Here is a 12,039-nt window from a genome sequence, read left to right on the forward strand (position 1 = left end):
GATTTCCACCGGTGGTTTCTCGACCTCCGACCAGTCGCTGGCCAAGTGGACGCAACCGGCGGTGCACTGGGTGGCAATCGTCATCATGATCCTCGGCAGTCTGCCGTTCACCCTGTACGTGGCGACGCTGCGCGGCAACCGCCGGGCGTTGATCAAGGATCAACAGGTGCAGGGTTTGCTGGCGATGCTGCTGGTGACCTGGCTGGTGCTCGGCACCTGGTACTGGTGGACCACCAAGCTGCATTGGCTGGAAGCGCTGCGGCATGTGGCGCTAAACGTGACCTCGGTAGTCACTACCACCGGTTTCGCCCTCGGCGACTACAGCCTGTGGGGCAACTTCTCGCTGATGCTGTTTTTCTACCTGGGCTTCGTCGGCGGATGCTCCGGCTCGACAGCGGGCGGGATCAAGATTTTCCGTTTCCAGGTCGCCTATATCCTGCTCAAGGCCAACCTCAATCAGCTGATCCACCCGCGCGCGGTGATCAAGCAGAAGTACAACGGTCACCGCCTCGACGAAGAAATTGTCCGTTCGATCCTGACCTTCTCGTTCTTCTTCGCCATCACCATCTGCGTAATCGCGCTGCTGCTGTCGCTGCTCGGGGTCGACTGGATGACCGCGCTGACCGGCGCCGCCAGCACCGTGTCCGGCGTCGGCCCGGGTCTGGGCGAAACCATCGGCCCGGCCGGCAACTTCGCCACCCTGCCGGATGCGGCGAAGTGGATTCTGTCGTTCGGCATGCTGCTCGGCCGACTGGAGATCATTACGGTGTTTGTGCTGTGTATTCCGGCGTTCTGGCGTCATTGACCGCGTCCGGCACCTGCGTCAGGCGCAAGCGGTACTCGCCGGGCGTGGTGTCGAACCAGCGGCGAAAAGCGCGGAAGAAGTTGCTCGGGTCGGCAAAGCCCAACAGGTAGGCGATTTCCAGCAAGGTCATGCTCGGTTGCGCCAGATATTGTTCGGCCAGTTCACGGCGGGTGTCGTCGAGCAACTGCTGAAAACTGGTGCCCTCCTCCTGCAAGCGCCGCTGCAAAGTGCGCTGCGACAGGTGCAGCGTCTGCGCCACGGTGTCGCGCTTGGGCTCGCCCTGGGGCAACAAACGACACAACACCTGACGTGCCCGGTGCGTCACGCGACTTTCGGAAAACCGCGCCAGATATTCCCCGGCAAAGCGATCATGCAACAGCGCCATGGCTTCATTGGCGGTCGGCAGCGGCGCCTCCATATCGGCACGTTCGAAGATCAACGCATCGTAAGGCGCGTTGAACACCAGCGGCGCGTGAAAGGCTTCTTTATAGGGTTGCAGGTTTGTCGGCTGATCGCCCTGAACCAACACTTTGACCGGGTGCAGCGGGCGCCCGGTCAGCCAGCCGCACAGCGCCAGTGCGCAAGCCAGTGACGCTTCGGCGCTCTGCCGGGTCGGCGGCAGGTGATCGCCGTGCACGGTGAGAATCAGCGCGTAACCTTCATCGAGCAAGCGAAAGCTCAAGTCGGCGCTTTCGGCAATGATGCGTTGATAGCGCACCAGACGCTGGAAACCTTCGGCCAGGGTATTGCTCGACATCAGCGCGTAGCCGGCGACATGAAACGAGGCCGGGCGCACCACTTTGCCCATGTTCAGGCCGATCGCCGGGTTGCCGGACACCTCGACCGCGCGCTGCCAGAGCCGGGTCATGGAATCCTGCGGGAAACGCGCATCCGGATCTTCCAGGGCACTGAAATCCAGCCCCAGTTGCCTGAACAGAACCCGGCAATCCAGGCCGTCCATCTCCAGTGCTTTGACAATCCCCATCGCCCAGCTTGCAGAAGTCGTTCGTTCGCTCATGGTTGTTATTCTTTTACATGACGGGCTGCAGATAACCGCCCTATTTGCGAAGGATACTAAAGTGGCGCCGATTGTCACTGGCCCACGCCAATGATCACTCTAGACTCAAATAAGCTCCCCGCCGAACAACTTGTCGCCAGAACAATCACCACAGAGAGCGCGGTCGTGGAAAACATCAAGCAGTTCAACAGCTTCGCCGAGTTCTACCCGTATTACCTCGCCGAACACAGCAACAGCACCTGCCGTCGTCTGCATTTCATCGGCACTTCTCTGGTCATCTTCATTCTCGCCCTGAGCATCGCCAAAGGCGCCTGGCTGCTGTTGCTCGCGCTACCTCTGGCCGGCTACAGCTTTGCCTGGATCGGCCATTTCTTTTTCGAGAAAAACCGCCCGGCGACGTTTCAGCATCCGCTGTACAGCCTGCTCGGCGATTTCGTCATGTACCGCGACATGATTCTCGGTCGCGTGGCGTTCTGAATGAGGGTCTGCCAATGAATGCCCATGCTCGCTTCACCCATATGAAGGACGGCACCGAGGAAGACTGGGCGATCATCGCCGCTGATTTCAGTGCCTATGCCAGACAGCTGCCATCGCGGATCCTCGCGCATTTGAAGCTGCTTGAGGGCGACTTCGGCGGTTTCCCCGTGGATCGCCTGACCCACTCGTTGCAAACCGCGACCCGCGCCTTTCGCGACGGGCGTGACGAGGAATACGTGGTCTGCGCGCTGTTGCACGACATTGGCGACACCCTTGGTTCCTACAATCATCCGGACATCGCCGCAGCGATTCTCAAGCCGTTCGTGAGTGCGGAGAATCTGTGGATGGTGGAGAAGCACGGCATCTTTCAGGGCTATTATTTCTTTCATCACCTGGGCATGGATCGGCACTTGCGCGAGCAATTCAAGGATCATCCGCAGTTCCAGGCCACTGCCGAATTCTGCGCCAAATACGACGCGGCGGCGTTTGATCCGGCGTACGACACGCTGCCGCTGAGTTTCTTCGAGCCGATGATGGAACGGCTGTTTGCGCAGCCGAAGAACTCGATTTACAAGGCTGCGATGCAAGAACACAGCCCGGCCTGAGAACACATGTGGGAGCGAGCCTGCTCGCGAAAGCGCTGTATCAGGCACATAAGTTTTGTCTGACACTACGCCTTCGCGAGCAGGCTCGCTCCCACAGGGTGCTTTTTCGCTCAGGCGATTTCGGCAACTTTGGCAGCTTTCAATTCCGCCTCCCGCGCCTGGGCATCCGCCAGTCGATACAACTCGATCGTGCCGTCCCAATGCTCGATCAGCGCCGTGCACGACTCGACCCAATCGCCGCAGTTGAGATAATCCACCCCGCCGACCTTGCGAATTTCGGCATGGTGAATATGCCCGCACACCACGCCATGCAGTTCGCGCTTCACACACTCGTGGGCGATGGCTTCTTCAAAGTCGCTGATGAAACTGACGGCGGTCTTGACCTTGTGTTTCAGGTAGGCCGACAGCGACCAGTAACCGTAGCCATACCGGGCGCGCCAGTGATTGAGCCAGCGGTTGAGGGTCAGGGTGAATTCATAGGCCGAGTCGCCGAGAAACGCCAGCCAGCGGTGATAACGGGTGATCACATCGAACTGATCGCCGTGAATCACCAGCAAATGCCGGCCGTCCGCCGTAACGTGCACCGCTTCGTCGACCAACTGGATATTGCCCAGAATCAGTTTCGAATAGCGCCGCAGGAATTCGTCGTGGTTGCCGGTGACGTAGATTACCTCGGTGCCGCGCTTGCTCATGGTCAGCAGGCGGCGGATGACGTTGGTGTGGGCTTGCGGCCAGTACATGCCGCTGCGCAGTTTCCAGCCATCGATGATGTCACCGACCAGATAAACCTTGTCGGCGTGGTAGCCCTTGAGAAATTGCGACAAGTGCTCGGCCTGGCAATCCCGCGTGCCCAGGTGCACATCGGAGATCCACAGGGTTCGCACCCGTTGTTTGCGACTGGGTCTGGCGAGCTCGGCGCTGGTCATGGGCAACCCTCTGCGATGTTTTCGCCAGCTTGCGCGCGCCGGGTTAATCGACCGTGACAGGCGTGAGTCAGTCGTGTGACAGCGCACATCGTTCACCACTTGAGGCTTTGAATGACAGACGCGGCGGCGACACCGCTTTAGACTGGCGCGCAATTGTTCTGTCTTTCAAGGATTGCAATGACTCCGCGTACTGCCCTCGGCGCCCTGCATATAGGCGCTTTGATGTTCGGCCTGACCGGTGTGTTCGGCAAACTCGCTGCCGCATCCCCTGCTGTGATCGTCTTTGGACGTGCGGCTTTTGCCGTGCTCGCCCTGGCATTTTTCGCCCGTTTCGCCAGCCAGCATGGTTGGCAGAAACTTCAGGCCGTGGACTGGCGGCGCCTCGCCCTCAGCGGCGTGTTGCTGGCTGGGCACTGGGTGAGTTTTTTCGTATCGGTGAAGATCGCCGGGGTGGCCATCGCCACCTTGGGCTTTGCCAGTTTCCCGGCGTTTACGGTGATTCTCGAAGGACTGATTTTCCGCGAACGCATCCGTGCCAATGAAATCGTCCTGGTGGTATTGGTCAGCATCGGTCTGGTGCTGGTGACGCCCGCATTTGATCTGGGCAGCGGCGCCACCGTCGGCTTGCTTTGGGCCGTACTGTCCGGCCTGCTGTTTTCCCTGCTGTCGCTGACCAACCGCGCCAGTTCCGGGCGCATCCCGGCGGTGCAGGCGGCGTTGTGCCAGAACGTCGTCGTGGCGTTGTGTCTGTTGCCGGTCGCGGCGCCGCAGTTGAGTCAGGTCCGAGCGCTGGACTGGTTGTGGATCGCCCTGCTCGGAGTGTTCTGCACGGGCGTGGCGCACAGCCTGTTCGTCGCCAGTCTGGCGGTGATCAAGGCACGCACGGCGGCAGTGGTGTTCGCCATGGAGCCGGTCTACGGCATCACCATCGCCTGGCTGCTGTTCAGCGAAACCCCGACCCTGCGGATGCTCATCGGTGGCGCGTTGATCATCGTCGCGATTGTGGTGTCGGCGCGGATGTCAGGCTCGGCCGACAAGAAAACCGTCGCCGCCGAGGCCGCCTCTCACTGAGTGCGGTCGTTGTGGCCGAGGTCGCGGTCAGGATCGATCTGATCGCGCACTCGCTGTTTCAATACCTTGGCCTCGGGAAAACCACCGTCGGCCTTGCGCTCCCAGATCTGCACACCCGCACAAGTGATGTGAAACACCCCGCCGGTGCCCGGCACCAATGACACTTTGCCCAGGTCGTCAGCGAAGGTGCTGAGCAGCTCCTGGGCCAGCCACGCCGCGCGCAGCAGCCACTGGCATTGGGTGCAATAAGTGATGACAACTTCGGCTTTGGCGACGGTCATGATCGCTGAAACTCCTGAGACAGAGGGCGCCGCTATAATAGCCGGCTTTACCGCTTGCCCCGAGACTCACAATGCGCCGTTTGCTGTTCTGCCTGCTGCTTGGTTTCCTTCCCCTGCTGGTTCTCGCCAGTGAGGCGCCACGACCGAAAGTCGGCCTGGTGCTGTCCGGCGGTGCTGCGCGCGGGCTGGCGCACATCGGCGTGCTCAAGGCGCTGGAGGAACAAGGCATCAGGATCGATGCGATTGCTGGCACCAGCATGGGCGCGGTGGTCGGTGGGCTGTACGCCTCGGGCTACAAGGTCGATGAACTGGAAAAGCTCGCCCTGAGCATCGACTGGCAAGCGGCGCTGTCCGACGCGCCGCCGCGTGAGGACGTGCCATTTCGACGCAAGCAGGACGACCGCGACTTTCTGGTGAAGCAGAAACTCAGCTTCCGCGACGACGGCAGCCTCGGCCTGCCATTGGGGGTGATTCAGGGCCAGAATCTCGCGCTGCTGCTGGAAAGCCTGTTGGCCCACACCAGCGACACCCGCGACTTCGACAAACTGCCGATCCCGTTTCGCGCCGTGACCACCGACATCGCCAATGGCGAAAAAGTGGTGTTCCGCAAAGGCCACCTGCCGCAAGTGATCCGCGCGAGCATGTCCATCCCCGCAGTGTTCGCCCCGGTCGAGCTTGATGGCCGGTTGTTGGTGGACGGCGGCATGACCGACAACATCCCGCTGGATGTCGCGCGGGAAATGGGCGTCGACATCGCCATCGTCGTCGATATCGGCACACCGCTGCGCAATCGCAAGCAGTTGACTACCGTGGTGGACGTGCTCAATCAGTCGATCACCCTGATGACCCGGCGCAACTCCGAAGAACAACTGGCGACGCTGCACGCCAATGACGTATTGATCCAGCCTGCGCTGGCCGCGTTCGGCGTGACCGATTTCGGCAAGGCTCAAGAGATGATCGACGCCGGTTATCGCGCCACGCGAATCCTCGATGCGCGGCTGGCGCAACTCAAGCCGACGGAAACCCAGGACGCGGAATTGAACGCCGCCCGCCAGCCTGGTCAGCGCACGCCGATCATTACCGCGATCCGGATCGAAAACGATTCGAAAGTCGATGATGACGTGATTCGCTATTACATCCGCCAACCGATCGGCGCGCCGCTGGACCTGGGCCGCCTGCATTCGGACATGGGCACGCTGTACGGCCTCGATTACTTCGATCAAGTGCGTTACCGCGTCGTGCACAAAGGCCAAGATCACACCCTGGTCATCAGCGCCAGCGGCAAACGCAGCGGCACCGATTATCTGCGGGTCGGCCTCAATCTGTCGGACGACATGCGCGGCGACAGTGCTTTCAACCTCGGCGCCAGTTACCGCGTAAACGGCATTAACCGCCTCGGTGCGGAATGGCTGACCCGCGCGCAGATCGGCGACAAGCAGGAGCTGTACAGCGAGTTCTATCAGCCGCTGGACGTCGGCTCGCGTTACTTCGTCGCGCCCTACGCCTCGTTCGAGGCGCAGAACGTTGACTCGGTGCTGGATAACGATCCGATCGCGCAGTATCGGGTCGAGCGCTACGGCTTCGGCCTCAACCTTGGGCGGCAGATCGGCAACAACGGTGAAGTGCGACTCGGCGTCGGCCAGGCCTGGGGCAAGGCTGACGTGCGCATCGGTGATCAGGATCTGCCGAGCGAGAGCTTCAACGAAGGTTTCTATACCGTGAAGTATTCCTACGACTCGCTGGACAACGTCTACTTTCCGCACGAGGGCAAGGACGTCAGCCTGACGTTTGCCCAGTTCGAACCGGGCCTGGGTTCAGACAATCGCTATCGCCAATGGGAACTGAATTTCGACAAGGCCATGAGCCATGGGCCCGACACGCTGATTCTCGGCGGGCGCTACGGGCGCACGCTGGACGACGCCAATGTGGTGACCTCAAGCTTCCTGCTCGGCGGCGCGCGGCAGTTGTCGGGGTTCCGTGAGGATGCGCTGTCCGGGCAGAACGTCAGCCTGATGCGCGCGGTGTACTACCGCCGCCTGACGCCGCGCTCGTACCTGCCGCTGGACTTCCCGCTGTACGCCGGCGCCTCGGTGGAACGCGGTCGGGCGTGGAACAACGACAATGAATTCGACAGCGGCTACATCAATGCCGCGAGTGTGTTTATCGGCTTCGACACGCCACTGGGGCCGTTGAACTTCACGTATGGGTTGAATGATGCGGATGAGCAGGCGGTTTATCTGAATCTGGGGCAGACGTTCTGACGCCTTCGCGAGCAGGCTCGCTCCCACAGGGAAAGCACATTCCATTGTGGGAGCGAGCCTGCTCGCGAAAGCGGTCTCGGATGAACACGAAATACGTCGGCGCTCAGCGAATCCCCGCCAACAACGTCCTTGCTGTCTGCTTCAACGGCTCATCCCCTTCCCTGAGCAATTCATTGAGCAGCGCGATTGCACTGTCGATGTCACCGTCGTCGATGCAGGTTTGCGCCTGTTCGAGTTTGCCGGCGGCCTCGGTGTCGGTCTCGATGGACTCGGGTAATTGCAGATCCAGAGGTTCCAGCACCAGCGACGGCTCGGGATCGCCGAACTCATTGAGAAAGTCGTCGTCGAGCGGCTGGGCGTCGGGTTCGGGGATCCATTCGAGTTCGGCTTCTTCGGCAGATGCAGCCTGTGGCAGTTCGAAATCGACAGGTAGCACCGACAGGCTGGTGCCCAGCTCTGGATCATCGATCGGCGGTGCGGCGGCGTCAGCGCGGCTGTCGTTCAGATCCCAATTTGAATCCATCGACAGCTCGCCCAGACTCAATTCGAAATCATCCTCGAGAGCGCTGGGCGACGCTGCAAGCGGCGCGGCTGCGGTCGCTGCCGAGGCCACGGGCAGTTCGGGCGCGATTGGCGTTGCTGCGAATGCCGCCGGTGCGGCGCCTGCCAGTTTTGGATGGCGAGCGCGGATTTCAATCAGTTCACGGTCATCGACGCCAAGCGCACGCAGGCGGCTTTCCTGCTGTTCAAAAGCGCCGCTGTCACCCTGGCGCCCAAGAACCTCCAGCAACTGCAGACCGAGATCAGTGCGTTCAGGCTCCTTGTGCAAGGCATCGCGCAGCAGCCCGGCGGCTTCGCTGAGTCGACCGTAGGCCAGATAGATGCCCACGGCCTCCAGCACGTCGCCGGCACCGGGCTCGTCGCGATGATCAGCTGCCGCGTGCGCACCGACAGATTGTTGAAGCTCGGGCTCGTCGACGTCTTCTTCGGCGCTCTCAGGCAATAGCAGCGTCGACGTGCCATCTGCTGTCGAACGTTGCTTACGACGACGTATGAGCAACGCAGCCAGCACGCCCAGCAGCAATACCAGTCCGCCGAGCAGCGGCCAGTTCACGCCATCGCCTGCCGCCTCGACCGGGGCTGAAACTGCGGCCGGAGCCGGCGCGACCACGGGTGGTGGCGGCGGTTTCTGCACTTCGGCCAGACGGGTTTGCAACTCTTCGATCTGCTTCTTGCCGTCGGCTATTTGCACTTGCTGCTCTTGCAGCCTGAGGTTCTGTTCGTCGATGGTCTTTTGCAGTTGCTGGGTGAGCAGCACGCTGGCGGCCAGTTGCTCGGCCTGCGCATCGTTGGCAGGCTGCGCCGGCGTTGGCGGCACAGGCGCCGCAGCGCGTTTGCCCTGGGCAGCCTGGGGCGGGGCGGTAACCGGTTCGACGGTTGGAAATTCAGAGGATTGCGGACGCGGATCCGGCTCGTCGGTGGCGGGCACGATGCCCGGCGAACCCGGCGGGTCGATCAGCACCGTGTACTCGCGCAGCAGACGGCCGTTGGGCTGATCGAGCTGCACGAGGAAATTCAGGAAAGGTTCGTTGACCGGTTTGCCGGACGTCACCCGGATCATCTGGCGGCTGCCGCGCAGGATCGGAGTGAATTTGAGGTCATTGAGAAAGAACACCCGCTCGACGCCGGCCCGACCGAATTCATCCGCCGAAGCCAGGCTGGCCGAGAGATCGTTTTGCGTCAACGTGCCGACATCGACCAGCGCGATGTCGGCCTTGAACGGCTGATTGAGGGCTGAGTAAACAGTGATTTCGCCCAACCCCAACGCCATCGACCAGGTCGAATAGCTGAATACGCCAGCGAGCAGCAGCCATTTGGCGCCCCCGCGCAGCACGTGCCGACTTGCGAGCATGAGCATCCCTTAAATAAGCAAAACCGGTTTCTATGCGTTCGCACATCCGGTACGAACACGATATTGCCCAGTAGTTCTTATAGTCGGCTCAGCGCGATCTCTCAAAAAATCGCCACCGGGATGTGCCTCAAGATTTTTCCAGGTTGGCCAGAATGTGCCCGTGTACGCGCATGCACACCTTCAAATCCGCCTCATCGACGCCCTCGAACAATTCGTGGCGCAGTTGCGTGGCAATGGTTTCGATTTGTTCGATCAGAGGCAAGGCAGGTGCGCAGAGCACGATTTTTTTCGCCCGACGGTCTTCCATCACTGACTGACGTTGCACCAGTCCCTGGTTTTCCAGACTATCAAGCAAGCGCGCCAGGGTCGGGCCTTCGACGCCGACACTCTGGGCCAGTTCGCGTTGGGTCGGTGCCTCTTCAAAACGCGCCAGATGCAGCAGCACCAGCCAGCGCGCCTGTGAAAGGCCCAGCCCGGCGAGACGACGATCCAGTTCGGCACGCCACCCACGAGACATCTGGGCCAGTTGCATACCAAAGCGATGTTGATCGGTTAACGGCATAAAACACTCACGGTTAGACTGAAATACGGAAAATCTAATTATTAGTCAGCTAAGCATGGGCGGCAGTTATAGGCAAGAGTCGCTCTGTACTGAATCGTTACAACTGCACGGGGCTTGGCGCATACGTCGTTTCACATCTCGAATTCAGACTGCAAAGCCGCTCGCACGCAATACAGCACGCCTTCCGGCACACGCCCGGCAAACAACTCCGCCACTTCGGCGACCGACGGCAACTCGCCCTCACCGTCGAGGAAACGCGTCCTGCACTTCGCCCATCAGCTCCTCTGGCAAATCCAGCGCCTGCTCCAGCGACAATTGCTGCTTGCCGATGGCTTCGGCGAGCATGGCGTAGACGTTCTTCTCCGAGCACTGCAACTGCCCGGCGATCTGCAGCGGGGTCATGCCGGCGCGGGCCAGGGTGATCAGCTCGTGTCGGACATCGGCAACCACCTTCGGCGCCTCCGCCTCGCCGCCGAGCACTTCGAGGAAGGCTTCGCCATAGCGTTCCAGCTTGCGCGCGCCGACGCCGCTGACCCGGGCCATTTCCGCCAGCGAGGTCGGCTGGCTGCGGAGCATTTCCAATAGCGTCGAGTCGGGGAAGATGACGTAAGGCGGCACGCCGTGTTCTTCGGCGAGCTTGCGCCGTAGTGCGCGCAAGGCTTCCCACTGTTCGCGCTCCTCGCCGCGCACCAGTTGGCTGGCCTGGCTCTTGCTGCCGGTTTTGGCGGTGACTTGCGGTTTAAGGTCGCGGCGCAGTTCCAGCGTCACTTCGCCTTTGAGCAGCGGCCGGCAACTGTCATTCAAGCGCAGACCGCCATAACCCTCGTGGTCGACATCGGCCAACCCACGCGCCACCAGTTGGCGGAACAGCGAGCGCCACTCGCTCTCGCTCAACGCCTTGCCAACGCCGAACACCGACAAATGCTGATGGCCGAAGCTGCGCACCTTTTCGTTGTCCTTGCCCAGCAACACGTCGACCAGATGACCGACGCCATAGCGCTGGCCGGTGCGGAAAATCGCCGACAAGGCCTGACGTGCAGGCTCGGTGGCGTCCCAGGTCTGCACGCCGTCGACACAGTTGTCGCAATGCCCGCACGGTTCGGGCATGTCTTCGTCGAAATAGGCCAGCAACGCCTGCCGGCGGCAGCGGGTCTCTTCGCACAGCGACAGCATCGCGTCGAGCTTGTGCTGCTCCAGACGCTTGTGCCGCTCGTCGCCTTCGGAGTTCTGCAGCATCTGTTTGAGCATCACCACGTCTTGCAGACCGTAGGCCATCCAGGCATCCGCCGGCAGACCGTCACGGCCGCCGCGACCGGTTTCCTGGTAATACGCCTCAAGGGATTTCGGCAGATCGAGGTGCGCGACAAAGCGTACGTTGGGCTTGTCGATGCCCATGCCGAACGCCACGGTGGCGACCATGATCAGGCCTTCCTCGTTGAGGAAGCGCTTCTGGTGATAGGCGCGCAGATCGTTGGGCAGACCGGCGTGATACGGCAGCGCCGGGAAGCCCTGCTCGCTGAGAAACGCCGCAACTTCTTCGACCTTCTTGCGCGACAGGCAATAAACGATGCCGGCATCGCTGCGCCGCTCGGCGAGGAACGCCAGCAACTGTTTGCGCGGCTGTTCCTTGGGCACGATGCGATAGAAGATGTTCGGGCGGTCGAAACTCGACAGGAAGCGCTCGGCGTTCTGCAGGTGCAGGCGATCGACAATTTCTTCGCGGGTGCGCTTGTCGGCGGTCGCGGTGAGGGCAATGCGCGGAACGTTGGGGAACAGCTCTGCCAATTGACCCAGTTGCAGGTATTCGCGGCGGAAGTCGTGGCCCCATTGCGACACGCAATGCGCTTCGTCGATGGCGAACAGGGCGATTTCCAGGCTTTGCAGGAACGCCAGCATGCGAGGCTGCACCAGACGCTCCGGTGCGAGATAGAGCATTTTCACTTCGCCGCGCTTGATCCGCAGGGCGAGATCACGCTGCTGCTCGGCACTCAGCGTGGAGTTCAGCGCAGCGGCGGCCACACCCAGTTCTTCAAGGGTGGCGACCTGATCGTCCATCAACGCGATCAACGGTGATACCACTACCGCCAGACCTTCACGCAACAGCGCTGGCACCTGGAAGCA

The 12,039-nt window shown here is 61.4% G+C and carries 10 protein-coding genes and 1 pseudogene; 5 read left to right on the forward strand and 6 right to left on the reverse strand.

Features of this window, described 5'->3' with window-relative positions; translation table 11 throughout:
• Positions 1-805 (forward strand): TrkH family potassium uptake protein (locus OQK_RS03450; RefSeq protein ID WP_038860497.1); only part of this gene is annotated, 805 nt, incomplete at its 5' end.
• On the opposite strand, the gene OQK_RS03455 is transcribed toward OQK_RS03450, so the two are convergent.
• A complete protein-coding gene (locus tag OQK_RS03455) occupies positions 762-1,823 on the reverse strand; it encodes an AraC family transcriptional regulator (RefSeq protein ID WP_202947690.1) in 1,062 nt (353 codons plus the stop codon). The genes OQK_RS03450 and OQK_RS03455 overlap by 44 nt on opposite strands.
• A 165-nt stretch (positions 1,824-1,988) precedes the next feature.
• Here OQK_RS03455 and OQK_RS03460 point away from each other — a divergent pair, with 165 nt between their 5' ends.
• On the forward strand, positions 1,989-2,300 hold the full coding sequence (locus OQK_RS03460; protein ID WP_016771135.1) for a DUF962 domain-containing protein: 312 nt from the start codon (positions 1,989-1,991) through the stop codon (positions 2,298-2,300).
• A 14-nt stretch (positions 2,301-2,314) separates the two neighbouring features.
• Complete coding sequence (locus OQK_RS03465; RefSeq protein WP_016771136.1) at positions 2,315-2,905, forward strand: HD domain-containing protein; 591 nt, start codon at positions 2,315-2,317, stop codon at positions 2,903-2,905.
• A 110-nt stretch (positions 2,906-3,015) separates the two neighbouring features.
• Here the strand turns inward: OQK_RS03465 and OQK_RS03470 are convergent, their stop codons facing one another.
• Complete coding sequence (locus tag OQK_RS03470; RefSeq protein ID WP_016771137.1) at positions 3,016-3,831, reverse strand: UDP-2,3-diacylglucosamine diphosphatase; 816 nt, start codon at positions 3,829-3,831, stop codon at positions 3,016-3,018.
• Between the two features lie 177 nt (positions 3,832-4,008).
• Between OQK_RS03470 and OQK_RS03475 the strand changes: the two genes are divergently transcribed.
• Positions 4,009-4,902, forward strand: a complete 894-nt coding sequence (locus OQK_RS03475; RefSeq protein ID WP_016771138.1) for a DMT family transporter — start codon at positions 4,009-4,011, stop codon at positions 4,900-4,902.
• Here OQK_RS03475 and OQK_RS03480 read toward each other — a convergent pair.
• Positions 4,896-5,183, reverse strand: a complete 288-nt coding sequence (locus OQK_RS03480) for a SelT/SelW/SelH family protein (protein ID WP_016771139.1) — start codon at positions 5,181-5,183, stop codon at positions 4,896-4,898. The two genes, OQK_RS03475 and OQK_RS03480, sit on opposite strands and share 7 nt — an antisense overlap.
• A gap of 71 nt (positions 5,184-5,254) precedes the next feature.
• Between OQK_RS03480 and OQK_RS03485 the strand changes: the two genes are divergently transcribed.
• Entirely contained in the window at positions 5,255-7,444 is a 2,190-nt protein-coding gene (locus OQK_RS03485; RefSeq protein ID WP_016771140.1) for a patatin-like phospholipase family protein, read from the forward strand.
• 103 nt (positions 7,445-7,547) lie between these two features.
• Here OQK_RS03485 and OQK_RS03490 read toward each other — a convergent pair whose 3' ends face one another.
• The 3 genes and pseudogenes from OQK_RS03490 to recQ form a co-directional block, all read right to left on the reverse strand.
• Positions 7,548-9,356, reverse strand: a complete 1,809-nt coding sequence (locus OQK_RS03490; RefSeq protein ID WP_038861085.1) for a FimV/HubP family polar landmark protein — start codon at positions 9,354-9,356, stop codon at positions 7,548-7,550.
• A gap of 127 nt (positions 9,357-9,483) precedes the next feature.
• Positions 9,484-9,918, reverse strand: coding sequence for a MarR family transcriptional regulator (locus tag OQK_RS03495; RefSeq protein ID WP_016771142.1), 435 nt, complete (start codon positions 9,916-9,918; stop codon positions 9,484-9,486).
• Positions 9,919-10,049: 131 nt separating this feature from the next.
• Positions 10,050-12,039 (reverse strand): annotated as a pseudogene (gene recQ / locus OQK_RS03500) (DNA helicase RecQ); the annotation flags it as partial.

It is taken from the genome of Pseudomonas sp. R62, assembly GCF_000257605.1.
GTDB lineage: Bacteria > Pseudomonadota > Gammaproteobacteria > Pseudomonadales > Pseudomonadaceae > Aquipseudomonas > Aquipseudomonas atacamensis.

What these genes read in the sequence shown, in the direction of transcription:
- OQK_RS03455 (WP_202947690.1), bottom strand. Translation starts at nt 1,823, where the DNA reads ATGAGCGAACGAACGACTTCTGCAAGCTGGGCGATGGGGATTGTCAAA.
- OQK_RS03475 (WP_016771138.1), top strand. Translation starts at nt 4,009, where the DNA reads ATGACTCCGCGTACTGCCCTCGGCGCCCTGCATATAGGCGCTTTGATG.
- OQK_RS03480 (WP_016771139.1), bottom strand. Translation starts at nt 5,183, where the DNA reads ATGACCGTCGCCAAAGCCGAAGTTGTCATCACTTATTGCACCCAATGC.
- OQK_RS03485 (WP_016771140.1), top strand. Translation starts at nt 5,255, where the DNA reads ATGCGCCGTTTGCTGTTCTGCCTGCTGCTTGGTTTCCTTCCCCTGCTG.
- OQK_RS03470 (WP_016771137.1), bottom strand. Translation starts at nt 3,831, where the DNA reads ATGACCAGCGCCGAGCTCGCCAGACCCAGTCGCAAACAACGGGTGCGA.
- OQK_RS03465 (WP_016771136.1), top strand. Translation starts at nt 2,315, where the DNA reads ATGAATGCCCATGCTCGCTTCACCCATATGAAGGACGGCACCGAGGAA.
- OQK_RS03490 (WP_038861085.1), bottom strand. Translation starts at nt 9,356, where the DNA reads ATGCTCGCAAGTCGGCACGTGCTGCGCGGGGGCGCCAAATGGCTGCTG.
- OQK_RS03495 (WP_016771142.1), bottom strand. Translation starts at nt 9,918, where the DNA reads ATGCCGTTAACCGATCAACATCGCTTTGGTATGCAACTGGCCCAGATG.